Origin of the sequence: Paenibacillus sp. NPDC058071 (assembly GCF_042885235.1) — a bacterium.
Classification (GTDB): domain Bacteria; phylum Bacillota; class Bacilli; order Paenibacillales; family Paenibacillaceae; genus Pristimantibacillus.
This window is the reverse complement of sequence record NZ_JBHVSK010000002.1, coordinates 322668-346849: the sequence shown is the minus strand read 5'-3', so window position 1 is coordinate 346849 and position 24182 is coordinate 322668. Positions and strand designations below refer to the sequence as shown.

Annotated in this window: 25 protein-coding genes; 21 read left to right on the top strand and 4 right to left on the bottom strand. The window is 51.2% G+C overall.

The genetic code is table 11. The features are described from left to right. The first annotated feature begins 1 nt into the window (after position 1). Entirely contained in the window at positions 2 to 463 is a 462-nt protein-coding gene (locus ACFVTB_RS04370; RefSeq protein WP_387745721.1) for a hypothetical protein, read from the top strand. Between the two features lie 172 nt (positions 464 to 635). On the opposite strand, the gene ACFVTB_RS04365 is transcribed toward ACFVTB_RS04370, so the two are convergent. Together ACFVTB_RS04365 and cysC are read right to left on the bottom strand one after the other, a co-directional pair. Next, on the bottom strand, positions 636 to 1409 hold the full coding sequence (locus tag ACFVTB_RS04365) for a sulfotransferase family 2 domain-containing protein (protein ID WP_387745718.1): 774 nt from the start codon (positions 1407 to 1409) through the stop codon (positions 636 to 638). Positions 1410 to 1425: 16 nt separating this feature from the next. After that, complete coding sequence (gene cysC, locus ACFVTB_RS04360; RefSeq protein ID WP_387745716.1) at positions 1426 to 2049, bottom strand: adenylyl-sulfate kinase; 624 nt, start codon at positions 2047 to 2049, stop codon at positions 1426 to 1428. Between the two features lie 189 nt (positions 2050 to 2238). On the opposite strand from cysC, the gene ACFVTB_RS04355 reads away from it, so the two are divergent. The 17 genes from ACFVTB_RS04355 (at position 2239) to ACFVTB_RS04275 (ending at position 18810) form a co-directional block, all read left to right on the top strand. Next, positions 2239 to 2667: a DUF6157 family protein gene (locus ACFVTB_RS04355; protein ID WP_387745713.1), complete on the top strand. Its 429-nt coding sequence runs from the start codon at positions 2239 to 2241 to the stop codon at positions 2665 to 2667. 227 nt (positions 2668 to 2894) lie between these two features. Then, positions 2895 to 3362: a hypothetical protein gene (locus ACFVTB_RS04350; RefSeq protein ID WP_387745711.1), complete on the top strand. Its 468-nt coding sequence runs from the start codon at positions 2895 to 2897 to the stop codon at positions 3360 to 3362. Next, positions 3359 to 4381, top strand: a complete 1023-nt coding sequence (locus ACFVTB_RS04345; RefSeq protein WP_387745708.1) for a CehA/McbA family metallohydrolase — start codon at positions 3359 to 3361, stop codon at positions 4379 to 4381. The genes ACFVTB_RS04350 and ACFVTB_RS04345 overlap by 4 nt, the downstream gene beginning before the upstream one ends. Continuing rightward, positions 4378 to 5097, top strand: a complete 720-nt coding sequence (locus ACFVTB_RS04340) for a glycerophosphodiester phosphodiesterase (protein ID WP_387745705.1) — start codon at positions 4378 to 4380, stop codon at positions 5095 to 5097. Before ACFVTB_RS04345 ends, ACFVTB_RS04340 begins: the two co-directional genes overlap by 4 nt. Before the next feature lie 16 nt (positions 5098 to 5113). Further along, the gene (locus ACFVTB_RS04335) at positions 5114 to 6118 is read left to right on the top strand and encodes a LacI family DNA-binding transcriptional regulator (RefSeq protein ID WP_387745702.1); all 1005 of its coding nucleotides are present in this window, start codon (positions 5114 to 5116) and stop codon (positions 6116 to 6118) included. Positions 6119 to 6165: 47 nt separating this feature from the next. Next, positions 6166 to 6990 carry an ABC transporter permease gene (locus ACFVTB_RS04330; RefSeq protein WP_387745699.1) on the top strand — a complete coding sequence of 275 codons (825 nt, stop codon included), beginning with the start codon at positions 6166 to 6168 and terminating at the stop codon, positions 6988 to 6990. A gap of 35 nt (positions 6991 to 7025) precedes the next feature. Then, the gene (locus tag ACFVTB_RS04325) at positions 7026 to 8057 is read left to right on the top strand and encodes an ABC transporter ATP-binding protein (protein ID WP_387745696.1); all 1032 of its coding nucleotides are present in this window, start codon (positions 7026 to 7028) and stop codon (positions 8055 to 8057) included. 36 nt (positions 8058 to 8093) lie between these two features. After that, complete coding sequence (locus ACFVTB_RS04320; protein WP_387745693.1) at positions 8094 to 9260, top strand: extracellular solute-binding protein; 1167 nt, start codon at positions 8094 to 8096, stop codon at positions 9258 to 9260. Further along, positions 9257 to 10096 carry an ABC transporter permease gene (locus ACFVTB_RS04315; protein WP_387745690.1) on the top strand — a complete coding sequence of 280 codons (840 nt, stop codon included), beginning with the start codon at positions 9257 to 9259 and terminating at the stop codon, positions 10094 to 10096. Before ACFVTB_RS04320 ends, ACFVTB_RS04315 begins: the two co-directional genes overlap by 4 nt. Before the next feature lie 311 nt (positions 10097 to 10407). Further along, positions 10408 to 11271, top strand: coding sequence for an alpha/beta fold hydrolase (locus tag ACFVTB_RS04310; protein ID WP_387745687.1), 864 nt, complete (start codon positions 10408 to 10410; stop codon positions 11269 to 11271). Between the two features lie 5 nt (positions 11272 to 11276). Beyond that, entirely contained in the window at positions 11277 to 12071 is a 795-nt protein-coding gene (locus ACFVTB_RS04305; protein WP_387745684.1) for a DUF1684 domain-containing protein, read from the top strand. Between the two features lie 246 nt (positions 12072 to 12317). Then, positions 12318 to 13955 (top strand): ABC transporter substrate-binding protein, encoded by a 1638-nt coding sequence (locus tag ACFVTB_RS04300; RefSeq protein ID WP_387745681.1) that lies wholly within the window; start codon positions 12318 to 12320, stop codon positions 13953 to 13955. Between the two features lie 28 nt (positions 13956 to 13983). After that, positions 13984 to 14976: an ABC transporter ATP-binding protein gene (locus ACFVTB_RS04295; protein WP_387745678.1), complete on the top strand. Its 993-nt coding sequence runs from the start codon at positions 13984 to 13986 to the stop codon at positions 14974 to 14976. Next, the gene (locus ACFVTB_RS04290) at positions 14973 to 15965 is read left to right on the top strand and encodes an ABC transporter ATP-binding protein (RefSeq protein WP_387745675.1); all 993 of its coding nucleotides are present in this window, start codon (positions 14973 to 14975) and stop codon (positions 15963 to 15965) included. Before ACFVTB_RS04295 ends, ACFVTB_RS04290 begins: the two co-directional genes overlap by 4 nt. A gap of 17 nt (positions 15966 to 15982) precedes the next feature. Beyond that, the gene (locus ACFVTB_RS04285; protein WP_387745672.1) at positions 15983 to 16936 is read left to right on the top strand and encodes an ABC transporter permease; all 954 of its coding nucleotides are present in this window, start codon (positions 15983 to 15985) and stop codon (positions 16934 to 16936) included. A 12-nt stretch (positions 16937 to 16948) separates the two neighbouring features. Beyond that, positions 16949 to 17881 (top strand): oligopeptide ABC transporter permease, encoded by a 933-nt coding sequence (gene opp4C, locus ACFVTB_RS04280; RefSeq protein ID WP_387745669.1) that lies wholly within the window; start codon positions 16949 to 16951, stop codon positions 17879 to 17881. A 239-nt stretch (positions 17882 to 18120) separates the two neighbouring features. Then, positions 18121 to 18810 (top strand): hypothetical protein, encoded by a 690-nt coding sequence (locus tag ACFVTB_RS04275; protein ID WP_387745666.1) that lies wholly within the window; start codon positions 18121 to 18123, stop codon positions 18808 to 18810. Between the two features lie 99 nt (positions 18811 to 18909). On the opposite strand, the gene ACFVTB_RS04270 is transcribed toward ACFVTB_RS04275, so the two are convergent. Then, a complete protein-coding gene (locus tag ACFVTB_RS04270; protein ID WP_387745664.1) occupies positions 18910 to 20055 on the bottom strand; it encodes a DUF4179 domain-containing protein in 1146 nt (381 codons plus the stop codon). Next, the gene (locus ACFVTB_RS04265) at positions 20003 to 20548 is read right to left on the bottom strand and encodes an RNA polymerase sigma factor (RefSeq protein ID WP_387745662.1); all 546 of its coding nucleotides are present in this window, start codon (positions 20546 to 20548) and stop codon (positions 20003 to 20005) included. The genes ACFVTB_RS04270 and ACFVTB_RS04265 overlap by 53 nt, the downstream gene beginning before the upstream one ends. Positions 20549 to 20828: 280 nt before the next feature. On the opposite strand from ACFVTB_RS04265, the gene ACFVTB_RS04260 reads away from it, so the two are divergent. The 3 genes from ACFVTB_RS04260 to ACFVTB_RS04250 all read left to right on the top strand — a co-directional run bounded on the left by ACFVTB_RS04260 (position 20829) and on the right by ACFVTB_RS04250 (position 24129). Beyond that, a complete protein-coding gene (locus ACFVTB_RS04260) occupies positions 20829 to 21407 on the top strand; it encodes an ECF-type riboflavin transporter substrate-binding protein (RefSeq protein WP_387745659.1) in 579 nt (192 codons plus the stop codon). Positions 21408 to 21559: 152 nt separating this feature from the next. After that, on the top strand, positions 21560 to 23302 hold the full coding sequence (locus ACFVTB_RS04255) for an ABC transporter ATP-binding protein (RefSeq protein WP_387746193.1): 1743 nt from the start codon (positions 21560 to 21562) through the stop codon (positions 23300 to 23302). Beyond that, on the top strand, positions 23299 to 24129 hold the full coding sequence (locus ACFVTB_RS04250) for an energy-coupling factor transporter transmembrane component T family protein (RefSeq protein ID WP_387745656.1): 831 nt from the start codon (positions 23299 to 23301) through the stop codon (positions 24127 to 24129). Before ACFVTB_RS04255 ends, ACFVTB_RS04250 begins: the two co-directional genes overlap by 4 nt. The last annotated feature ends 53 nt before the right edge of the window (positions 24130 to 24182 follow it).

Sequence of the window (24182 nt, the reverse complement as noted above, 5' to 3'; positions counted from 1 at the left end):
GGTGAGCCATTACTGTTTTGTTGCTGCCGACCACGCGCTTCCCGAGCTTAATAAAACAGGCATTATTAAACTAAAGGTGAAAGACATGATTGCTCAAAAAAGACCGGCAGGCATAATTCCGTGGGAAGAGATGAACCCGGACGGGATCGTATTATTTTCGGAGGATCCGAACGCTTTTGGCAAGTTTCATGTTTTTACGCCTAAGCATCTACCGTATGAAACCCGCGAGTATATAGAGCGGTGTTACATAACGATGGTTGAAGGGAATCACGACGAGCAATGGCGGAGTGACCTTGTCGATTATGTGCTAGAGCAGGCGGAGGCTGGGCCGGTTGAGGTTTGGTCGATCTGGTTTGGAGACGGCAAGCAGCCCATAACAGAAAGAACGCTGACGAGGGCCGAGCTGCCGACAGCCGATACTGCCTTTCTAAGCGAGCGAAATTATCGACTGACCGTCTCCTAGGGGCCGCTCCCTGAAATGCGATGCTAACCGCCGACAGCCACCTCATCGGACTAAATGAAAAAGAACGCTATCTGCACTATCGAAAAGTCTTCAATCGATAGCGCAGGAGCGTTCTTTTTTACATGGCTTGCATGCTGCCGATCTCAAGCTTTATGCGTAGGCCTTCTCAGTCTTATTCCGATGACGGCTTGCTCTGTCCTTTCCGTTGCAGGAAGGCCATCCATTTTTTTTCTCTTCTTTTATAGCGCAGCAGCTCCTGCTCCTCGGAGGGCGACATGGCGGTGATCGTTTCGTTCAGTATGCGGCAGGCATAGCTGTACAGTTCGATATCAAGCTCGTTTTTTTGCCGGATCAAACGAATCGCTTCCTCGGATACTTCCGATTTTCGGGGGCGGTTTGGCGTTGTATTTAATTTTTTGTAATGCTTCAATTTCCAGCCCATCCGTTTAGATAGAAGAAACAACGATTCCTCGTACAATTCGGTGATGCCGACAAAGGAGAAGTACCGATCCAAATTAGCCATAGCGAGACTGAGGTTGGGAAATAATACGTCGATCTCCCCGCTTACAAGCCGCGTCTGCAAGTTGACATATTCGGAGTCAAAGGCCGGCTCGCGCAGATAAGTTTCCAGCGTAAGGCCGATATTATAAGCTTCCGGGTAGCTCGGGTTTTTATATTTAAAATAAAACCAGGAAACGATTTGTTCAACGGGGTCGCGTAATATAGTGACGTACGTACAGGGCCGTTTCGTCAAAAGGTGGTACCCGAACGGGAAATGGCCGCTGAAAGCATCCGCCTTCTCCAAGCAATATTCCAATAGCGTGAGATTGTTGCCAACCTCATAATATTGCACGAGCCGAGGATAGTTGCTGAGCAAGCTTTGCGTAAAGGATGTGCCGCCAGTTTTCGGTATATGCATAAACAAAAGCAAAGGATCGGTGTCCATTGAACAATTCCTCCTCCTAGCTCTCGGCAAAATCTTGCTCGGAAATCCAGCGTTTGTGGATTAATAGTTGAATAATAGATGAAACCGATTCTCTTGCCGTGCTGCAAGAGGTATCGATCGTCATTTCTGGCCGGAGAGGCCGTTCGTAAGGGGCGGAAATGCCAGTGAACTGAGCGATATCACCGCTTCTTGCTTTCCGGTAAAGCCCCTTTGGATCGCGCCGTTCGCATTCTGACAGCGGGCAATCGACGAATACTTCAATAAATTCGTCAGGGGCGAATCGGTCTCGGGCTAATTTGCGATCCTCCCGATAAGGAGAAATGGCGGCAACAGCAACGATCAGGCCGGCGTCGACGAACAGCTTGGCCGTTTCGCCGATCCGGCGAATATTTTCCGAACGTCCAGCCGAATCGAAGCCCAAGCCTCGCGTAAGACCGTGCCGGAGATTATCTCCGTCCAGCACATAGACTTGAACGCCTAGCCCGTGAAGCGAGGTCTCCACTCCGGCAGCCAAGGTGGACTTGCCTGCGCCAGACAGTCCCGTTAACCAAATGACGCCGCTATGGTGGCCGTTGCGTTGCCGGCGATCTTCTTTGGATACCGATGACAGATGCCAGACGACTCCGTCTTCGCTTGCCATGCTGCCCACCCCTCATCTCCTGCCTTTTTATTCATCATATGAGGCTTGAAAGCTATACTCTTGGACGATTGTGCGGTGCAAGGCGGTTGTCTTCTTTTAATAGAATAAGTAAAATAAAGGGAATAACGAGCGCGGATGGACGTCAATGCGACAATTCGTTGAGTCATTTGCTCGCATGGAGGCAGAGCGATGAGTTTAAATTACTACAATACGTTTATTACGATTGCGCCGGACAGTACAGCGTTGACCGGCATTGTGCCGCCGGACAAGAAAAACGGCCTATCCAAGCCGAGCATCGAATACGAGCTTGCGGTGGACCGGCCGTACGTCTACTCGATGGAGCAGTTGCTATACGAGGTTCACCTGTTGCATAAAGGCTTCAGCGATCAGGAAAAGGCCGAGAACGGCGAATCGATCAGAGCCGCGTTTTTTGGCAAGTCGCAAGCTTGCTTGCGTACCTCGATGCTGCCGAAAAAATACGGCTGGGGCATCCATTTTAACAAGGAAGGCAAATTGGCGCTCTATCCGGTCGATTCCCCCGAGTACGCGCATTACGCGAGCGGAGCCGATGGCAGCGTCAAGGTCGTCCCGGCAATGCGCAGCGCTAGAGCTAAATAACAAAGGACAATTAAAAGGCAGAATCCCTGTATCCCAGGCGATTCTGCCTTTGTTCGTGTACAGGGGAATACACCTCGTAAGGCGAATAGCTGCTGTCTGGCCCTCTCATTTACAAAACCTTTTAACCCGAATAACAAAGCACGAACATTTCGGCTGTAAATTGAGTGTGTGAGAACGATCCCATCTGAGAGCGATCCCACATCTAAGAAGAAAGGATACGATCAACGATGCTGATCGATAAAATGCAAGCCCTAACGCCTCATCATATGAGCACGCATATTAGCAGCAAGTTTGAACTCCTACAACCGAAATCGAAATTGCATATTGAATTTTCATACTCCCCGAAGCTGCTAGAGGACGAGAAGCGTGTCAGGGAATTTATGGCGGACTGTGTTGACCGCTACTTCGAACCCGAACAAAGAGCTGCGGCAATGCGCTCTTTGGAGCGCGAGACGACGCTATCCAATTTATTGACCCTAACCGTAGATGCGCCGGACGGCTACCGGGGTGCATGCCATCGGCATGATCCGCAGCAGAAGCTGATCCTTTCTGCCGAGGATGCTTCGCCTGGCCTTATGAAAGGGCCGATTAGTGCGGGTGAGTGGTCGGTTACAGTCAGTGTCCATTCTGTCGTGACGGAAGGCTGCACGTACGAGCTCCGGGTTTGGGCGGACGAGGAGGATGATGCCGAATGAAATGGCTGGCTAGCGAGCTTCACACTCATACGATTCATAGCGATGGAAAACAAACGCTGCTCGAGCTTACTAGGGGAGCGAAACTACTCGGCTTCGAATGTATCGCATTGACCGACCATAACACAATGTCGGGCTTGCAGGGGAAAGAGGAGATCGAGCAGGAAACGGGGATCGCCATACTGCCGGGAATGGAATGGACGACATTTCACGGACACATGGTTACGGTTGGTCTAGACTCGTTCGTCGATTGGCGCAAAGCGGAACCTGACACCATTGATGCCGATGTAGCAAAAGTGCATAAGCAAGGAGGCGTCGCAGGCCTGGCTCATCCGTTTCGTATTGGTACGCCTGTCTGTACGGGATGCTTCTGGGAATTTAAAATCCGCGATTGGAACGCTTTCGATTATATCGAGGTATGGTCGACGACCTTCGCGCCAGTGAAGCTGGACAACCAGCGGGCTTTCGCGTTATGGACGCGTCTGCTGAACGAAGGTGTCCGTATAGCGGCCACCTCTGGGCGGGATTGGCATCGCCAAGAGGAGACGAAGGATCCTCTGTCCGTAACCTACCTTGGTCTGAAGGAAGAGAAACATTCCTTACAGGAAGCAGCCGTGAACGCCTTGAGAGAAGGCCGAGTTGCCGTCACAATTGGACCGCTTGTTACGATGGAAGTGCACGGCAAAGAGAACGGAGCTGTTTATGAGCTTGGCTCCGCGGTTCCTGTTGGTCTTCCTGAGGACAAAGAGAGTTATGCCATCCATGTTCACTTTTCGTTTTCCGTCCGGCAAGGGATTTGGCAGCTTCCAGATCAGCGGTATCGGCTTGTGGTCAACAGCAGTGAAGGAATCCTTTCCGAGATGCGCATCGAAGCGGAGGACAAGCATTATGAAATCGGGCTTGATCTAGACGAGAAGCGCCCTGCTTGGATTAGAGCCGAGCTTTGGGGCACGGTTAGCGGCGTACGCGCGCTGGTTGCTTTTACGAATGCCATTTATTTTGACAAGGAGGCGACCGAATGAATGAATTTCCGCTAATTACCGCGCATACCGGCTGCATGGGGAAGCCCGAGAATTCCATCGCATCCGCACGCGCTGCATTGGCGCTTGGCGCTGACATTATCGAAGATGATATACGCGTGACGAAAGACGGAGTGCCCGTCTTAAGCCATGACGATGAAATCCGAATGACGAGCGGGGGGATGGCAAGCCTCTCCAGTATGACTTATCAGGAGCTGTCGGAGCATGCTGAAACGCCGGTTGCTGCTCTGGAGGAGCTGCTTATGCTTGTGAAAGGTTCCGAGACGATGATTAATCTGGATATGAAAACGGACAGTGCGCTCGAGCCGGTTTCTAAGCTTGTTAGGCGAATGGATGTAGCGGATAACGTATTTATGAGCGGCTGCTCCTACGAGCGTGCGCTTCAAGCGAAAAGTGTGGTGCCAGACATGCGGCTGCTGCTCAATGTGAACGTTGAGCATTTTCGGATGATGACCTATGAGGAAGCAGTCACCCGATCGTGTGAAGAAGCGCTTGATGCCGGGTGCTTCGGTCTGAACGTGCCGTACCCTGCTGTAAGCGGCAAAATGATTGAAATCGCTGAAGCTGCCGGGCTGCCCGTTTACGTCTGGACCGTGAATGAAGTCGAGGAGATGAAGCGCTGCGCGGAGCTCGGCGTGCGCTCGATTACAACACGAACCGTCGATACGCTTAAGGCTGTGAAATCAAAACTGGTATAGGGAGATCCGTCCGTAAATGGGCTATAACATAAACGAGATTGCGGCTCTGGCTGGCGTGTCCAGATCAACCGCATCGCGCGTCATATCCGGAAATGGGTATGCAAGTCCCGAAGTGCGGGAGCGCGTTATGAAGATTGTAGAACAATTGCAATACAAGCCTAGCGCCGTTGCGCGGGCGATGGTGTCCCAGCGGACCTATAACATCGGCGTGATCGTCTTTCGAGAGACGCTGCCGATTGTCTCCCATCCGCTGTACAGCAAGCTTATCGACGCCGTCCTCATGCAAGCCGAAGCAAAGGGCTACTCGATATTTCTGAAGACGGATCGGGAAATGTCGCTTCGTTCAACCGATTATTTGCTTGAACAGCGGGTGGACGGTCTCATTCTAATCAGCCGCCTGCGCCAAAATGTTGTGGATTACGTGAAGAAGTTTAATGTGCCGTACCTCATGGTCAACGGATCTACGAACGACCCGGAGGTCATTCATCTCGTCAGCGATGACGAGGAGGGCGGAGCGAAAGCGGCGGCGCACCTGCACGGGCTTGGCCATCGGCATTTTCTCGTTTTTGCGGGGCCGCAGAAGCATCGCAGCCATAACCTTCGCATGGAAGGATTCAAACGCGGATTGGAGCAGCTTGGAGGAGTCGAGACGCTGGAAATCGTTTCGTCCCGGGATTCGACGTTCGAGCAGGGCTACGCCTTGATGCAGAAGCATTTGGAGTGGTTCTCGGAGGGAAGAGTCGGCGCTCTGGTAGCTACGAATGACATGCTGGCTCTTGGAGCGATGAAGGTACTCCTGGAACATTCGATTGCCGTGCCTGGGCAAGCCTCCGTCTTAGGCTTCGATAACATTGATTATGCGGCGATGTACGCGCCCGGGCTGACGACGGTTCAGGTCGATACCGCCAGCATGGGCAGAGACGCAGTCGATTTGCTCGACAGGCTGATCCGCAAGGAACAAGACATCCCTCAGCTTAACATTTACCCGAGTGAGCTGATTGTGAGGCAATCTACGAAATGATGAGCGGCTAGCGGCTTACCGTTGGCGAATGAAAGGAGCAACAAATTGTGTGGTGGTACTTCCGTACGGTCGGCGCTAGAAGAATCGTCGAGTTTATATTATTGACCGTATTTGCCGTGTTTTTCGCCGGGCCTCTGCTAAACCTCGCCGTTCTGGCGTTTAGTGGCCAGTGGACCTATCCTGATGCCTTGCCGCAGCAGTGGTCGTTGAAATGGTGGAGCTTTGTTTTGAGCAAGGATGACATTGCCTCGTCCATTGGCTTATCTTTTTTAATCGCTACTCTGGTCACTGCCTTATCGATCGTCATTTGTATCCCGGCGGCCTATGCATTTGCCCGTATCCGGTTTCCGTTCAAAAAAGTGTTCCTGTTCTCATTTCTACTAACGCATGCCTTTCCTAAAATGGGGCTGTACGTAGCCATTGCCGTTCTGTTCTATCGTCTTGGTCTGATGAACACGCTGCTGGGTGTCGTGCTGATCCACATGATTAACGTTCTGATGTTTATGACGTGGATTCCGACATCGGCTTTCCGTAACGTACACGCTGCGCAGGAGGAATCGGCAAGAGATGTGGGCGCTTCTCCGTTCCGCGTCTTCCGCAGCATTACACTGCCGATGGCTATGCCGGGAATTATTGTGGCCTCCGTCTTCACGTTTCTCAACTCGCTGGACGAGGCGCAGGGCACGTTTCTTGTGGGCATACCGGATTACAAGACGATGCCGATCGTCATGTATTCGATCGTTTCGGATTTCCCTGCCAGCGCGGGCGCGGTATTCTCGATCATTTTGACGGCGCCGACTTTGATTCTGCTTTTAGCGGCGCAGCGATTAGTGAGCGCTGATGTGCTAGCAAGCGGATTCCAGGTCAAGTAAAGCGCAACAATTCGGAATAGGAGGAATACAGAAGCATGCAACTTTCCATACAGAATCTTTCGAAACAATACAAAACGGGCGAAGGCGTGACCGGGATCAATCTGGATGTCGCCAAGGGCGAATTGGTTACTCTGCTTGGTCCATCAGGCTGCGGCAAGACAACGGTACTGCGAAGTATCGGCGGATTTCTGGAACCGGACTCCGGAGATATTTTGATCGAGGGACAAAGTGTTATCAAGCTTCCCCCAGAGAAACGGCCGACTTCTATGGTGTTTCAAAGCTACAATCTATGGCCGCATATGTCCGTATTTGACAATCTGGCATTCGGCCTTCATATACGCAAGATGCCAAAAGCGGAAATTCGCGAGGCTGTTTCTGATGCGCTTCGCTTAGTCCAGCTGCCTGGATCGGAGAAAAAGCTGCCGAGCCAGCTTTCGGGAGGACAGCAGCAGCGCGTAGCACTTGCCAGGTCGCTTCTGCTTAAACCGGCGGTGCTGCTGCTTGACGAGCCGTTCTCTGCGCTCGATGCGAAGCTGAGGCATGAGATGCGGGAGGAATTGCGGGAGATTCAATCGCAGACCGGGCTAACGATGGTTTTTGTCACCCATGACCAGGAAGAGGCGCTGGCGTTATCCGACCGGATCGTGGTGATGAACCACGGCCATATTGAGCAGGTAGGCAACCCGAGAAACATTTACGATGAGCCTGAGACGCTGTACGTGGCTGAATTTATCGGCAAAATGAACTTTTTGGAGGGGGTGGGCGAGCAAGGCGTCATTCGTGCGGGACGATCCGAATTCCCGAATCCGAAAGGATTGGCCGGCAAGGTAACGGTCGCTGCAAGACCCGAGGATGTGATAATTCGTTCCGGGCAGAAAAGCGGGGAAGGACTGCAAGGAGTTATTAAACAGTTGATGGTGCTTGGACATTATGCGGAAATAACGGTTCAGTTGGAGGACGGTTTCACGGTCCGCAGCTTCCAGCCGAAGGAAGCCGTCCGCGAATTGTCCGTCGGACAGCAAGTGCAAGTCGATTACTCCAAAACGCTAGCTTATCCATGTGCTTGACCAAAAAATAGAGATATTCCGGGAGGAAGAGAAACCATGAAAAAACTGATGACTATTGCTTGTGCGACAACCGTTTCGATTATGGCGCTGACTGGCTGCGGAGCGCAAACCGAAACCGAAAACAAAAACAATGCAGCTGCGAATTCACCAACACCGCCCGCTGCTGCAGAACAGGTAAAATTCAGTTTCTATTTCACGGGCTCACAGAATGTCAAAGACTTGTGGGATACGCTCGTTCCAATGTTCGAGAAGGAAAATCCGACAATCGACGTGGAGGCCGTATACCTTCCATCCGGTACGGGCGCACAGCCGACATACGATCGTATTTTGGCGGCAAAGCAGGCTGGAAAAGGCTCCGGCGGTATTGATTTATACGAGGATGGGATTAACGTCGTATCCCAGGGCGGCAAAGAAGACGTATGGGAGACGCTGTCGGCCGATGCGATCAAAAACTTGGGCAATGTGAATGCGAAGACGATGCAGGATGTGAAGCAATTCGCTGTTCCTTACCGTGCCTCCGCGGTCGTGCTTGCCTATAACAGCGAGAAGGTAGCTAACCCGCCGAAGACGCTGGACGAGCTGTTGGAGTGGATCCACAGCAATCCGGGCAAATTCGCTTATAACGATCCGTCCACAGGTGGATCGGGCAGCTCGTTCGTTAACACGGTTCTCTACAACGGCTTGCCGGAAGAAGCGATTCATAACAGCGACCCGTCGGTCATGTCCGAGTGGGATAAAGGCTTCAAAGTGCTGAAGGATCTGGGGAAAGATGTGTACGGCAAAGGCATCTATCCGAAGAAAAATCAAGGCACGCTCGATTTGCTGCAAAACGGCGAGGTTGATATGATCCCAGCTTGGTCCGATATGGCGCTACAGCAGTTGAACGAGAAGCTGCTGCCGGAATATGTGAAGCTGCAGCAAATTACGCCTGGCTTCAACGGAGGACCGACCTACTTGATGGTGAACAAGCTGTCTGATAAGAAAGAAGCGGTCTATCAATTCCTTAACTTCGTACTTTCTCCAGAAGCGCAAGAGGTTATCGTAGATAAAATGAATGGATTCCCGGGCATCGAGCTTTCGCACATGTCCCAAGAAGTTCAAGACAAGTTCAGCGGAGTAGCTGAAGGCTTCCGTTCGTTCAACCTTGGCGAGCTGGATAAAGAAATTAACAAACGCTGGCAAAGCGAAGTCGCTGCCCAATGAGTAAAAACACCAAGCAAGCGATTTGGGGGCTGACACTTGTCGGCCCCGCTTTCCTACTCCTATTCACCATAGTCATTTTGCCCATTATACAATCCTTTATAGCAAGTCTAAGAGGTGTATCGGGCGGTTACGATTTCAGCCGCTACCAAGCGTTGTTTACGGACGTCGGGATGCGGGCCAACATCGTATATACCCTTAAAGTTACGATCATCTCCTGCCTGCTCGTATTGGCAATTAGTTACGTAATGGCGCTGTACCTTCGCTTCAGCTCAGGCTGGATTGTTAGATGGATCCGCAAGACCTACATGATCCCGATGTTTATTCCGGGCGTTATCGCGACTTACGGCCTGATGAATTTGCTTGGCAATCATGGCTGGCTGGCCCGTCTGCTGCTTCCGTTTGGCCTTGAGCTGCCTAGAATCATTTTCGATATGAAAGGGCTCGTTATCGCGAACTTGTGGTTCAACATCCCATTCGCGACAATGCTGCTCAGCTCCGCTATTGCGGGCATTCCGAACTCGGTTATCGAGAGCGCCAAGGACGTTGGGGCAGGACGAATGAGCATCTTCTTCCGTTTTATTTTTCCTTTGTCATATAAAACGTTCTTGGTCGCGTTCACATTTGTTTTCATGGGCGTCATGGGATCGTTCACCGCGCCGTTCCTTATGGGTCAGAATGCTCCGCAAATGCTTGGCGTGGCGATGCAGCAAGTTTTTGGCGTATTCGGAGAACGCGAGCAAGCCTCCGCCATTGCGTTTTTCACCTTTCTTCTTTGTGCGGTGCCGGGCTACTTCTATATCCGCTCGATGGCGAAGGAAGAAACAGCCCGTATGTAAGGGAATTTTAATGAAAGCTCGACTAGATAGAGTAAAGGCAGAAGCCCTGTTACGGCAGGCGTTTCTGCCTTTATTTGTATAGAAAGAGTCCGTATTTTTGTCAATCGGGTGAACACGGCATCTTGATACGGAGCGGCATTCGTAAGCTTTGTTGACAAAGCGTCTAGAACATATAGATAATGGGACAATAAGATGATAATAGGGTGCCTATCACGACCCTGTTGCTAAACTATAAAATGGGACGAGGAGCCTGGCAGCAGGCTTCCTTTTTATGAAATGACTACAATATAAAGAAAGTTGCGTGCACACACATGTTTGCTTCGATTAACGACACCAAGATTTACTTTGACGTGGAAGGCTCCGGTTACGTGCCTGTAGGCGATACGATGAAGCGGAAACCGGTATTGTTCGTTGTTCACGGCGGACCGGGCAGCGATCATTCCGATTTCAAGCCTTGGCTAACCCCTTTGGCGGAACAGATGCAGATCGTTTATTTGGATCAACGGAACAACGGCCAATCGGAGCGTGTGGACCCCGCGATCTGCACATTGGAGCAGCTTGCCGACGATATTGAAGCTTTGCGTCAGTATCTCGGACTGGAACGCATACATGTGCTTGGCCATTCGTTTGGCGGTTTCGTAGCGCAGGTCTATGCGACCAAGTACGCGTCTTCGCTGCTTAGCCTGCTGCTGGTATGTACCGCTCCAAGCAAAAACTTTTACCCTGACGCGCTTGCGTTCGCCGGCCGTGTAGCAACGCCGGAGCAATTGAAGGCGATTCCAGAGCTGTTCGAGGGGCGAATTAAAGACGAAGCGCATCTCATTCGCTGGTGGGATTTGAACTTCCCGCTGTATTTCCATGTGAAAGACGAAGAACTCATGCGCGAGACGGGCAACCGTCCGATTGGCTCGCTTGATGTTACGAACTACACGTTCAAGCACTTCATCCCGCAGTATGACGTACGCGGCAAGCTGCCGGAAGTAAACGTTCCTACGTTGATCGTAGCTGCTCGCCACGACTGGATTACGCCAGTTTCGCAAGCCGAAGAAATGCACAGCCTGCTGCCTCAGTCGCAGCTCGTTATTTTCGAACAAAGCGGTCATATGCCGTTTATTGAGGAACAAGCCGATTTTATCGACCTGTTGAACGGATTTATCGCTGAGCGGGAAGGCTGATTGCAATGAGCGAAAACCATAAATTAGAACAATGGCGGGCCTATCGGCGAGAGTCCGTATCAAGCGAGCAAGGAGATCTGGCATTAGTTGGCTTGCATGTCGTGAACGGCCCGGTCAGATTCGAGGACATTCCCGGCTTATGGGCGCCGCTTGATGGAAGCGAGCATGGGCTCGTTCTAACCGCTTCGGCGGATGAGGGAATTACGCTGAACGGCGAGACGGTGGACGGCGCCGTCGTGTTGGAGGCCGAGCATACGGTCGTCCGGTTCGCGGACAATCGAACGGCGACGGCGACCGAACAACCGGGATCGCCGTATTTGCTGGCTGTGTGGGATGTAGAGTCCGACGCGATGCGGCGGTTCGAGGATATTTCATTTTTCGCTTACAACGAAGAATGGAACATTCGCGGCCTGTATTTGCCGCATGAGGAAGGCGGGCATACGGCTGAATTTTCGCATATTTCGGATGAAACTGGTCAGATTAGGTCTCACTTATCGCCAGGAGACATCGCTTTTGAGAAGGACGGCGAGACTTACCGCTTGACGCCTTTCGCGTCGGGCGAAGCGCTCGTCGTCATTTTCCGTGATCGGACAAGCGGTCAATCCACTTACGGCTTAGGCCGCATGGTTCTGGTCCAGCTAGGCGGCGAAGATGGCAAGGAGGCTAAGCTCGATTTCAATAAAGCGTTTCTTCCGTCATGCGCATTCTCGCCTCACTTCAACTGCCCGATGCCTCCGGCGAACAATCGTCTGCCGTTTGCGGTAGAAGCGGGAGAGAAGGAAGCCGTTTATACCGACTAAAGACGTTGAAGGCTGGCTTTCAATCGGCGGCTTCACGGTAGGCTGTGAAAGTGAATAGAAGGATTGGTTGCGGCAACAAAACGAGCAATAACGGGCTTTTGCCCGCTCTCGCCTTATTTAGTAACGTCATTTTATGTCATTATATGTCGTAATTTGGCGAATAATACTATTGACAAAAGGCTTTTAAAGGCAGATAGTTTAATGTATTCAGATTGAACTAATAGGAATTAGTCAAGGGGTGTCTACATGAAAGGTAGAAATAAGCTTAATGCATCTTTTGCAGTCGTATTAATCGGAATCATGATGCTCGTATCCGCTTGCAGCAGCTCGAATAACGGTGCTGGCAACGGTGCTGCGGGCGGAGGGGAAGGCTCCAAAGGCGGCAAGAAAATCATCAACGTTGGCGTTACATATTCTCCGAATGCGCTTAACCCGCTTTCTCCGGTTGGACAAGTTTCTTCTTATGTTTCGGGACTGCTGTTCCCGCCGCTTGTTGAACTAGACGAGGATTTGAAATTCAAGCCGATGCTGGCCGATTCTATTGAAACGGCAGATAACAAAACCTTCACGGTTAAGCTGAATCCAAACGCAAAATGGACGGACGGCGCTCCAGTGACGGCCGACGACGTTATTTTCACGCTGAAGCTGATGACCAATGCGAAAGTGGCGTCCAACTTCGCTTACATGTTCGCTATTATTGAAGGCATCGATGATGCCGGTTATGCTGCGGAAGGGGCGACGGACATTGCGGGCGTGAAGAAAGTCGACGAACATACGCTTACGATGACGACGAAATCCCCGACGACGCTAAACATTTTCCAAGATACGATCGGCCGTTACTTGCTGACGCTGCCGCAATCGGCGCTGAAGGATATCGCTCCAGATATGATTAACAAAAGCGACTTTTTCCAAAAGCCGACTGTAACGAGCGGTCCGTTCACGCTTCTCAACTATAACCGTGACCAGTTCGTGGAGCTGGCGGCGAACAAGGATTATTTCAAAGGCGCTCCGAAAATCGATCAGTTGAACATCAAGGTGCTGCAAGGTCCTGCGATTTCGACTCAGCTGCAAAACGGCGAGATTGATATTAACGTGCCTTCCTTCGGCGTCATTCCTATTCAGGATTATGACAAAATGAAAGGCCTTTCCAGCGTGACGACGGTGGACGGTCCTCCAATCGCAACACAGTTTATGTACATTAACGAGAAAACCGTTCCGGATGCGAAGCAGCGCCAAGCGATTTCGTATGCGATTAACCGCAGCATGATCGTGGATAATCTGATGAAAGGCGCGGGAGAAACGGTGGACGGCTACTTCACTAGCTATAGCCCTTACTTCGATAAATCGGTGCCTCAGGCGCAATATGATGTGGAGAAAGCGAAAAGCTTGCTGAAGGAATCCGGCTGGGACAGCGGCAAAACGTTGACGTTGTCGGTATTGTCGGGCGACAGCACGCTGGAGCAAGCGTCCAACATTTTGGCGGAGAACCTGAAAGCAGCAGGCGTTAACGTCAAAATTCAAATGGCCGACCTTGCGACGCTGATCGATAAGATTGTAAGTTCGGATTATGATCTTGGCATTTTGACCGTATCTCTTTCTCCGGTTAACCCGCTGCCGGATCTGGCTTACTTCCTGAATGAAGGAAATCCAATCGGATACAAAAACGCTGAAGTTGAAGCTCTGATCGCCAAGCTGGGAGCGGAAACCGACGAAGCTAAAATTACGGAGCTGTACAGCAGCCTGCAAAAAATCGTAGCGCAGGACGTGCCGATGCCGTCCATCTACGCAACGAAGGCGCTCGGCGCCGTCAACAACCGCCTCGTGAACGCGAAGCCGAAAGACTTCGGCATGTTCATCAATGTTCACGAATGGGACGTGAAGTAAGCCAATTTATCGAAGGTGGTTAGAAGAGATGGAGTACGTGCTCGAAGTCAGCCATTTGCGGACTTCCTTCGACACGGATAAGGGGAAGGTCGTCAGCGTCGACGACGTCAGCTTTCGCTTGAAGCCGGGGGAAACGCTTGCGATTGTAGGAGAGTCGGGAAGCGGCAAGAGCGTTACGGCACTGTCGCTGCTGCGGCTGCTCGGCAACAACGGCCGGATTGAAGGCGGTAAAATCGTGCTGGAAGGCACTGATTTGCTGGCGCTGGATGAGAAGGAGATGCGAAGCATTCGCGGCAATCGCATTTCGATGATTTTTCAGGAGCCGATGACCTCCCTAAACCCGGTCCTTACGATCGGATTCCAACTAATAGAAGCCATTCAGCTTCACTTGGGACTTGATAAGAAAGCGGCGCGGGCAAGCGCCGTGGACATGCTGCGCAAGGTTGGTCTGCCTCGTGCAGAACAAATTATGGACGAATATCCGTTTGCTCTGTCTGGAGGAATGCGGCAGCGCGTCATGATTGCGATGGCGCTTGTCTGCAAGCCGAAGGTATTGATTGCCGATGAGCCGACGACTGCGCTTGATGTAACGGTGCAGGCCCAAATTATGAAGCTGATGAAGGAGCTGTGCCAGGAAGCTGGCACAGCCGTTCTATTGATTACCCATGATCTCGGAGTCGTGGCGGAAATGGCCGATCGGGTCGCCGTCATGTACGCGGGGCAAGTGGTGGAGGAAACCGATGTGTTCACGCTGTTCGAAGAACCCCATCATCCTTATACCCACGGTTTGCTGCGTTCCATCCCGCATCTCGATGCGGCGGAGGGCGCGCAGCTGCAGTCGATACCGGGGGCGGTGCCAGTGAAATACGATCAAATCAAAGGGTGCCGGTTCACTAACCGGTGCTTTCTTGCGACCAAGCATTGCGAGGAAGTGCCGCCCGCTTTGGTAGAGACGCGGGACGGCCATCTGGCCCGCTGCTGGGAGACCAAACAACTAATCGAGCTGGAGGGAGAGCGATGACGACGACAGAATTGGAGCGGGAAGCGCCTCTCCTGACGCTGGACGGCTTGAAAAAATATTATCCGATTCGCAAAGGCATTATTAAACATACGGTAGGCAATGTCAAAGCGGTCGACGGCGTGCAGCTGGCGATTCGCGAGGGCGAAACGCTGGGGCTGGTCGGCGAGTCGGGCTGTGGGAAATCGACGATCGGCAAGACAATTGTCGGACTTGAGAAGCCAACGGAAGGCCGCATTTTATTCCGGGGCGACGACGTGTCCCATTATTCAAGGGAGCAGATGATCAAGTTGCGGACCGAGCTGCAGATTGTGTTCCAGGACCCGTACTCTTCGCTCAACCCGCGGATGAATGTAGGCGACCTGTTGGCAGAGCCGCTTCGCGTTCACCGGATCGTGCCGAAGGAGCTGGTTTCGAAGGAAGTCGATCGGCTGCTGGAGATTGTCGGTCTTCCGGCAACGAGCAAGCAGCGCTATCCTCACGAGTTTTCCGGTGGACAGCGGCAGCGAATCGGCATCGCCAGAGCGCTGTCGCTGCGGCCGAAGCTGATCGTCTGCGACGAGCCGGTATCGGCGCTGGACGTATCGATTCAAGCGCAGGTGCTCAACCTGTTGAAGGGCTTGCAGAAGGAATTGAAGCTGACTTACTTGTTTATTGCGCACGGACTTGGAGCGGTCAAATATGTAAGCGACCGGATCGCGGTTATGTATTTGGGAAAAATCGTCGAGATCGCTCCGACGAAGGAGCTGTTCGAACGGCCTCGACATCCTTATACGAAAGCGTTATTGGATGCGTTTCCGATACCGAACCCGCGTCTTCGCGGCCGGGAGCGGATCGAGCTTGCCGGCGATGTGCCGAGTCCGGTCAACCCGCCGAGCGGCTGCCGTTTTCATACGCGCTGTCCGAACGCGCAGGAGAAATGCAGGCTGCAGGAGCCGGCCCTGACAGGCGATGCGGACCATCCTTTCGCTTGTTTTTTTCCTATTGATTAAGATCTGAGGTGTTGAGCTTGTTCACTTATTTTATGCGCCGCATCTTGATAGCTGTGCCTGTCCTGCTTGGCGTGACGATTATCAACTTCATCATTATGATGATGGCTCCGGGCGATCCGGTCGATATGCTGGTCAGCCCGAAGCTGCCGGCGGAAGCCATTGAGGCGAAAAGGCTGGAGCTCGGTCTCGACCAGCCGCCTTACGTGCAATATTTGAGCTGGCTCGGCAATATGCTGCAGGGCAATCTCGGCTACTCGATGATTACTTACGAGCCGGTGAGCAAGATCATTTTGGATCGGATGGGGCCAACGCTGCTGATCATGGGAATATCGCTGGTGCTCGGCCTGTTGATTGCGATTCCGCTTGGCATATTGAGCGCGACGAAGCAGTATTCCAAGCTTGATTACTTTGCGGTGACGGGATCGTTTCTCGGCATTTCGATACCGAACTTTTTTCTCGGCTTAGGTCTCATCTATGTGTTCTCTATTTGGCTGAATATACTGCCGTCCGGGGGCATGTCAACGCTCGGAGGCGGCGGAGGAATTGGCGACGTCCTGAAGCATATGATCCTGCCGGTCATTGTGCTGACGGCGAATGTAGCCGGTCGTAATATTCGGTATGTCCGCTCCAGTATGCTGGAGATACTGGGACAAGATTACTTGCGGACGGCCAGGGCGAAAGGGCTGAAGGAGTTTCTAGTCGTTAATCGGCATGCGATGCGGAATGCCCTTATTCCGATTGTGACCGTACTTGGCATGGAAATTCCGATTCTGTTCGGCGGGGCCGTCGTAATCGAGCAAATCTTCTCGTGGCCGGGCATTGGTCAATTGACGATGTCGTCGATTATGAGCCGCGATTACTCTACGATAATGGGATTGAATCTGGTGGCGGCGATGGTCGTTATTGTAGCCAACTTGCTGACGGACATCGCGTATGCCGTTGTTGATCCGAGAATCAAAAACAGTTACTAGGAGCGGCGGTTAATGAAACTGGAACAAAACATCGTAGCGGGGTCGGGCGGTTCTACGGAGCCGCCGCCCGTCGAATCGAATAGCGGGGATCGGGGCGCGGAGGAAAGCGGCAGAAGGCTGTTTCTTCGCCGTTTCATGCGCCATAAGCTGGCGGTTGCAGGCGTCGTCGTCATCATACTGCTCATACTATGCTCCGCTTTCGCGCCTTTTCTGACGCCTTATGAGCCTACGACGGTCACGGAGAGCTTCGGCGCACCGCCGTCAGGCCAACATTTGCTCGGCACCGACCAGGTTGGGCGCGACCAATTGACTCGGCTGCTCTACGCAGGACGAGTATCGATCATGGTTGGTCTCGGTGCGGTTGCGATCTCTGCTGCTTTAGGCACGCTGCTCGGCCTTATTTCCGGCTACGCAGGCGGCAAAATTGACGGACTTATTATGCGTATTACGGATATGTTCATGTCGTTCCCGAACATCATTCTTATTCTGGTCGTGGCCAGCATCGTCGGGCCGGGACTGAAAAATATGATATTCATTCTTGGCTTCCTCGGCTGGCCAGCCGTCGCCCGTCTCGTGCGCGGCAACGTGCTGTCGCTTAAGGAGACGGATTACGTGAAAGCGAGCGTCGTGCTCGGCTATCGCGTTCCGCGCATTCTGTTCCGGCATATCCTGCCGAACACGATTGCGCCGATACTGATTTACGCGACTTCGGGCATTGCCGGAGCGATCCTGGACGAGGCGGCGCTCAGCTTCCTCGGCCTCGGCGTCCAGCCGCCAGCGCCAAGTTGGGGCAACATGCTCTCCAGCGCCCAGACGCTGTCGGTGCTGACCTCCCAGCCGTGGCTCTGGATTCCGCCGGGCGTCATGATTATTCTATGCGTGCTGAGCATCAATTTCATCGGCGACGCTCTGCGCGATGCGCTCGATCCGAAAAATAATAAGTGAATAGGATGGAAGAGGAACCTTCGTGTGTTTTCGGCACGAGGGTTCTTTTTTGTGGTATCAAAAAAGTTAAAAAGTAAAAAAGGATATAATTCAAGTAAGAGTACACATAGTTGTGGTTGAAGGGTTAAGATAGTTTATTAGGTAAGTACGAATACTATAGTAATATGCTTGAGAAAGAGAGGGAATCAGGCAAAATTTCATATGTATAGAATTAACATTCTGTTAGGGAGAGAGCCCGGATGATCTCTAGGAGAAATAAACTAATTATAACTGGTGTACTCATTTTTCTTTTGATATTTATTATTGTTAGCGTGAATATTAGTTTCAAGGGTACGCCTTGGGGAAAAGCCAATTTTACAAAGAGGACAGAGAAGTATCTTTCATTAGCTAATTATAATCTTCCCGATGAGTATAAATTATCGACAGTTCACAGTTTTAAAACAGGTGAATATAAATCGATTATCACACTCCCTAATGGTGTACAGTTTCAAGTGTTAGAGGACTACAGTGATGAGCTATTTGATAACTACTATATTGCGAAAGTAGAACATTCTGTATCTAATGAGACATCAGCAGTCATGAGAGGCATATTTGGTGGTAAATCTCGAGCTATGTTGCATATTGAAGGTGGCAAGGATATTAATGAAAAACTCTCAGAGAGCAGTTCTTATGCAATTTTAAGTAGGGATATAAAAATTGATGCTACCCTTTACGTTAATTTGGAAAATGATTTTATGTTCATGGATGAAGATGCCTTCATTAAAGAATGCTCTAAATTTTTAAAATGGATAACGACTACTGATTACGATTCAAATGTGTTTATAACTTTTAATGATGGATATGTAATAAATATTAGATACGATGAATTGAGAATGTTAAAAGATGAAGATGTTTTGAAACGTGCTATGAAAATTCAGAATAGAGAATAAAACATAGCAGAAAGCCATAACGATTTTGTTTAATAAAAATAGAGCCATTAAACAATCAACAACCACTTTATGGTGATTGATTATTTAATGGCTCAACGTTTATTTCACGAATAAAACAGTCTCTAATTCCGGAAGGTACACTTTATTTTTGCCATCCCACGTATAGGGCTTAATGATAATCGACTGCGGAATCTCAGTGAATGGCTCGAACATTAACGACCGCACGTAGTCGGAATCGCCAATCTCGCTTCCTCTGTAGCCCATCGCTTGAGCCATCTCTCCACGTTCATTCCATATCTCGTATTGCAACGAATCGCCGATTTCTTTGATCGTTTCCCCTTCGCTGCCTTCTTTTGCGGTTAGAGCGATGTCGGCACGCAGCGTAATCGGCGTCAGTTCAATCCTTTTGACGGTCATATCGAATTGCGTAGTCGATTTGATGTCCGACTCGCTTAGCACGATAACCTTCTCCGCAGCGATTTTCTTAACCGGCAAATCTAACTTGAAATCCTGCTTCAGCTTAGAGTCGCGGATCTGAATAGCCAACTGGAACTCATCCGGCAAATGAAACGACTCCAAGTTTACTGGGTCGGGTTCAATCGTCAATATCGCCGAGTGATGGTACCCGATATCGGAAGCCAAACTCCATCCAACGTTCAGCTTCTGTTGGTCCGCCCAAAACTGCAGGAGGCCAGCGTTCGTCTCCGACTCACTGCGCGAGGCACTCCGTTCGTGAAAGTACGCCTTCGTCCATTTATCTAAAGGCTCGTTTTTGCCATCTTCCGACGTTCTGGTCAGCACCATTGAGATACGAGCGCCGTCATAGACGACATCCGAGATACTGAAGGTCACGCCTTTATGGGTGTCGCTTGCCGCAGCTTCGGAAACGAGGCCTTGGCTGCTTGCCGCTTTCAGTCCGGCGTCGCCTTTCTGGGAGAATAGTCCTCCGACAATCGGCAGATGGCTTAACGCGCTCGCCATGGTAGGAACAACGAATCCGGAAGCGACGGCGCCTAATCCAATTACAGACACGCACGCGGCGATGATAAGTGCGGAGCGCCAACTTTTGCCGCGAGTCAACCGTTTGATCCCCTGCTTAGATGAAAAGACTTCCGAGCCGCGCTCAACATCCGCCTGTCCAGCGGTCAAACGCCGTACGTTTTCCAAAATTATTTGTTCCGCCTGTTCCGCATCACCGCGGATATAATTCGGTTTCGCCTGACGAATAAGCGTCTCCAAAGTCATCGCGATCACCTCTGCTTAATTTTTTTTTCAACTGCGCTCTCCCTCTGGAAAGCCTCGTCTTCACTGCGCCTTCACTTATATGCAAAGCGAACGCAATCTCCCGGATCGATAAATCTTCAAAATAAAATAGCAGGACCGGAGTGCGGAACTTCTCTTTCAAATTCATAATCGCTTCGTACACTTCCGTATTTCGGCTCTGCTGGAGATAGATATCTTCCGTGCTCACGCCGCTTTCCTCTGGAAGAACGGCAGTCAGCTGCTCGCGGCGGTATTTCCGCAAAGCGTTGAGACATTGATTGATGACGATCCGAATGAGCCAAGGCAGCGGACGTTCGGTATCCTTCAACTGCTGCATAGAAAGGTACGCGTTAACAAAAGACTCCTGCACAAGATCCTCGGCTCTGCTGCGGTCTCGGACGTAAGTGTAGGCCACATAGACTAACCGGTCGTAATATTGCCGAATCCATTGACTCAGCAGTTCTTGCCGCTCCATTTTGTCTCTCACCTTCTTTCTACAATAGAGACACGTGTTCAGGGAAAAGGTTACACTTTTATTCAGATATAGACAATTTGCCAATTGAAAGCCATAATAGAGCTGCTATGGATAGAAGGTTTTGCAGAGTACAGTTACTGTGAGAATGCAAAATAATAGGCATTTTCCTTAAAAAATCTTTTGCAATTCCGACTATTCCGATATAGAATAAAAATCAAGATACCTAGTGAAATGAGCGCGGAGTCCTAGCCGCGACATAACTGTGGGAGGGTATAGAACTATGAATAAGTTTCTCTCGAAATTTTTTGCGAAATACTTATCTGTAAGACAGATTGCAGCAATCGGAATCGGCGCCGCGGTATTCGTCATTTTAGGGCGGTTTGGCTCCATTCCTTCAGGCATCCCTGATACGAATATTGAGACGACCTATGCGCTGCTTGCGCTGATCGCCGTTCTTTATGGACCGGTCACCGGCTTGCTCGTTGGCCTGATCGGACATACGCTGAAGGATGCGATTTTTTACGGCTCGCCTTGGTTTAGCTGGGTTATTGCTTCTGCTATTGTCGGATTGATTATTGGCCTTGCCTATCGCAAGCTCAAAGTAGAGGATGGCGAATTCGGCACGGCGGAAGCGGTTAAGTTCAACATTTTTCAAATTGTCGCAAATGCCGTGGCATGGTTCCTCGTCGCTCCTGCACTCGATATTTGGATTTACGCAGAGCCGCAGGATAAGGTATTCGTGCAAGGGCTTGTCGCAGGCGCATCGAATATTGTGACGGTCGGCATTATCGGCACGCTGCTGCTTGTCGCCTATGCGAAAACGCGAACTAGAAAAGGCAGTCTGACTAAAGGCGCATAAGGTTTATTGATTTATACCAAAGTTAGCCAATTCTTGCTATAATTCAGAGAGAGCCGGTGCCTGCACCGGCTTTCCTATTTTCTCGGCAGACACATTGTGTGACGCAATGGCTAATCGATCAACTGATGATGAAAAAAATGAGGTATGCGACCATGACAACGGAAGCGGCAAAAAACGCGACTGCAAGTGAAAAAACGCCTATCATCCAATTTGCCGATTACAGCTTTCATTACCGGGTTCAATCCGAGCCTACGTTAAAAAATATCGACCTGACGATCTACAAGGGAGAAAAGGTGCTCATCGTCGGCCCCTCCGGCTCCGGCAAAAGCACGCTGGGGCATTGCCTGAACGGCCTCGCCCCGCATTTTTATCCCGGCGAAGCAAGCGGCGACGCTTGGATTAACGGTAAGCCGCTGAGCGGGCTGGATATATTCAGCCTGTCAGAAATCGTCGGTACGGTTCTACAGGACCCGGATGGACAATTCGTTGGTTTGACGGTGGCCGAGGATATAGCGTTCAAGCTGGAAAACGACGGTGTAGAGCAAGCAGAGATGATCCGTAAAGTCGAAGAGGCGGCTAGGCTCGTCGATATGGAGCGGCATCTTGCTTCCTCGCCCCAAGAGCTGTCGGGCGGACAGAAGCAGCGCACGTCGCTAGGCGGCGTGCTTGTTAGCGACGCCTCCGTACTGCTGTTCGATGAACCTCTGGCGAACCTTGATCCGTACACGGGTAAACGAGCGATTGAGTTGATCGACCGGATTCACAAAGATTCGGGTAAAACGGTTATCATCATCGAGCACCGGCTGGAGGATGTGCTCCATCGCGATGTGGATCGCATCATTGTGATGCGGGATGGGGGAATTGCTGGAGACTACACGCCCGACGAACTGCTTTGTTCCGAGCTGTTGAAGCTAACGGGCATTCGCGAGCCGCTTTACGTAACGGCGCTAAAATATACAGGCTGCGGGTTGACCCCTGAAATGCGCCTGTCTGATCTGACGGAGTTGAAGCTGGACGACTGCAAAGCGCCGCTTCAGGCTTGGAGCGACAGTCTCCCGGAGACAAAGCCGTCCGAGATGGCTGCACCGATCTTAGAGCTGAGAAACATTTCGTTCGCCTATGAGGCGGAAAAACCGATTGTGCAAAATATTTCCTTTCAAATCCAGCAAGGTGAAATGGTCAGCATCGTCGGCAAAAACGGAGCGGGCAAGTCGACGCTGTCGAAGCTGATTTGCGGCTTTTATCGGCCGAGTGGAGGCTCGATTCATTATAAAGGGGCCGATATGGCGTCGGACACGATCAAGGAACGGGCTGAACGAATCGGCTTTGTCATGCAAAACCCGAATCATATGATTTCCAAAACGCTGCTGTTCGACGAAGTGGCGCTCGGTCTCAAGGTTCGAGGAATTGACCCGGAAGAGACGGAGCGGCGCGTCATGGACACGCTGCGCGTCTGCGGTCTGCACGACTATCGCAGCTGGCCGGTATCGGCGCTCAGCTTCGGACAGAAGAAGCGGGTGACGATCGCTTCGATCCTGGTTCTTCAGCCGGAAGTTATTATTTTGGACGAGCCGACGGCAGGGCAGGATTTCAAGCATTACAACGAAATGATGGAATTTTTGCTGGAGCTGAATCGCGGCGGCGTAACGGTCGTCATGATAACGCACGATATGCATCTGATGCTGGAGTATGCGGATAGGACGATCGTGCTTGCTGACGGGCGTTTGCTGGCGGACGATGAGCCGTCCGGCGTGCTAACAGACGAAGCCGTCATTCGAGCCGCCAATTTGAAGGAAACGTCCCTTTATGAGCTGGGCAAGCGAGCCGGATTGAGCGACCCGAAGGCGCTTGTACGAAAATTTATTGCGTTTGACCGGGAGGCTCGCGGCATATGAACGTAAAAATGTTGACCTATACTGCTCTCGATTCTCCCATTCATCGGCTGGCCGGTTCCACTAAGCTGCTGTTTTTCGCGCTATGGTCGGTGACGGCAATGATCACCTACGATACGAGATGCCTGCTGTTTATGTTTCTGTTCGGGGTTGGCGCTTTCGCTGTTTCCAAGATCAAATTTGCGAGTTATTCTTTTGTCCTCTATTTGATTTTATTCTTTTTCTTATTGAACCATATCGCGATTTTCATCTTCTCGCCGCAGGAGGGCGTGAAGATATACGGCACAAGCCATGAGCTGTTTCATCTGATTGGACGATATACCGTAACGCAGGAGCAGCTGTTTTACCAATTCAACATCATGCTTAAGTACGCGACGGTCGTTCCGGTTGCGCTACTGTTTGTACTGACGACGGACCCGAGTGAATTCGCGGCTTCATTGAACAAAATCGGTGTTCATTATAAAATCGGCTTCGCTGTCTCGCTGGCGATGCGTTATATTCCGGACGTGCAGCGCGATTACCAAAATATTAGTTTTTCCGCTCAGGCAAGGGGCATCGATACGTCACGCAAAGAAAAGCTGCTCAAGCGGCTGAAAAATGTTGTTTCGATTCTGCTGCCGCTTATACTCGCAAGCATCGAACGGATCGAAACGATTAGCGCGGCGATGGAGCTGCGCGGCTTTGGGCGGAATAAGCGCAGAACGTGGTACAACGCCAAACCGTTTGCCGCGCGTGACTACTTGACGCTGGCGTTCATCGTCATTCTGATGACGGTTGTTGTACTAGTTACGATCAGCAACGGCTCGCGGTTCTACAATCCTTTTCGATAAAGAGAAAAAAGCTGAGAGTCTAGCGGTTGTATCCGCCGATTCTCAGCTTTTTT

Bases quoted from the DNA above. Each gene is read 5' to 3' on its own strand.
- ACFVTB_RS04270 (WP_387745664.1), bottom strand. From the start codon at position 20,055: ATGACTTTGGAGACGCTTATTCGTCAGGCGAAACCGAATTATATCCGC.
- ACFVTB_RS04325 (WP_387745696.1), top strand. From the start codon at position 7,026: ATGCAACTTTCCATACAGAATCTTTCGAAACAATACAAAACGGGCGAA.
- ACFVTB_RS04290 (WP_387745675.1), top strand. From the start codon at position 14,973: ATGACGACGACAGAATTGGAGCGGGAAGCGCCTCTCCTGACGCTGGAC.
- ACFVTB_RS04320 (WP_387745693.1), top strand. From the start codon at position 8,094: ATGAAAAAACTGATGACTATTGCTTGTGCGACAACCGTTTCGATTATG.
- ACFVTB_RS04350 (WP_387745711.1), top strand. From the start codon at position 2,895: ATGCTGATCGATAAAATGCAAGCCCTAACGCCTCATCATATGAGCACG.
- ACFVTB_RS04310 (WP_387745687.1), top strand. From the start codon at position 10,408: ATGTTTGCTTCGATTAACGACACCAAGATTTACTTTGACGTGGAAGGC.
- ACFVTB_RS04275 (WP_387745666.1), top strand. From the start codon at position 18,121: ATGATCTCTAGGAGAAATAAACTAATTATAACTGGTGTACTCATTTTT.
- ACFVTB_RS04340 (WP_387745705.1), top strand. From the start codon at position 4,378: ATGAATGAATTTCCGCTAATTACCGCGCATACCGGCTGCATGGGGAAG.
- ACFVTB_RS04265 (WP_387745662.1), bottom strand. From the start codon at position 20,548: ATGGAGCGGCAAGAACTGCTGAGTCAATGGATTCGGCAATATTACGAC.
- ACFVTB_RS04250 (WP_387745656.1), top strand. From the start codon at position 23,299: ATGAACGTAAAAATGTTGACCTATACTGCTCTCGATTCTCCCATTCAT.
- ACFVTB_RS04300 (WP_387745681.1), top strand. From the start codon at position 12,318: ATGAAAGGTAGAAATAAGCTTAATGCATCTTTTGCAGTCGTATTAATC.
- ACFVTB_RS04305 (WP_387745684.1), top strand. From the start codon at position 11,277: ATGAGCGAAAACCATAAATTAGAACAATGGCGGGCCTATCGGCGAGAG.
- cysC (WP_387745716.1), bottom strand. From the start codon at position 2,049: ATGGCAAGCGAAGACGGAGTCGTCTGGCATCTGTCATCGGTATCCAAA.
- ACFVTB_RS04260 (WP_387745659.1), top strand. From the start codon at position 20,829: ATGAATAAGTTTCTCTCGAAATTTTTTGCGAAATACTTATCTGTAAGA.
- ACFVTB_RS04315 (WP_387745690.1), top strand. From the start codon at position 9,257: ATGAGTAAAAACACCAAGCAAGCGATTTGGGGGCTGACACTTGTCGGC.
- ACFVTB_RS04355 (WP_387745713.1), top strand. From the start codon at position 2,239: ATGAGTTTAAATTACTACAATACGTTTATTACGATTGCGCCGGACAGT.
- ACFVTB_RS04365 (WP_387745718.1), bottom strand. From the start codon at position 1,409: ATGGACACCGATCCTTTGCTTTTGTTTATGCATATACCGAAAACTGGC.
- ACFVTB_RS04295 (WP_387745678.1), top strand. From the start codon at position 13,984: ATGGAGTACGTGCTCGAAGTCAGCCATTTGCGGACTTCCTTCGACACG.
- ACFVTB_RS04335 (WP_387745702.1), top strand. From the start codon at position 5,114: ATGGGCTATAACATAAACGAGATTGCGGCTCTGGCTGGCGTGTCCAGA.
- ACFVTB_RS04255 (WP_387746193.1), top strand. From the start codon at position 21,560: ATGACAACGGAAGCGGCAAAAAACGCGACTGCAAGTGAAAAAACGCCT.
- opp4C (WP_387745669.1), top strand. From the start codon at position 16,949: ATGAAACTGGAACAAAACATCGTAGCGGGGTCGGGCGGTTCTACGGAG.
- ACFVTB_RS04345 (WP_387745708.1), top strand. From the start codon at position 3,359: ATGAAATGGCTGGCTAGCGAGCTTCACACTCATACGATTCATAGCGAT.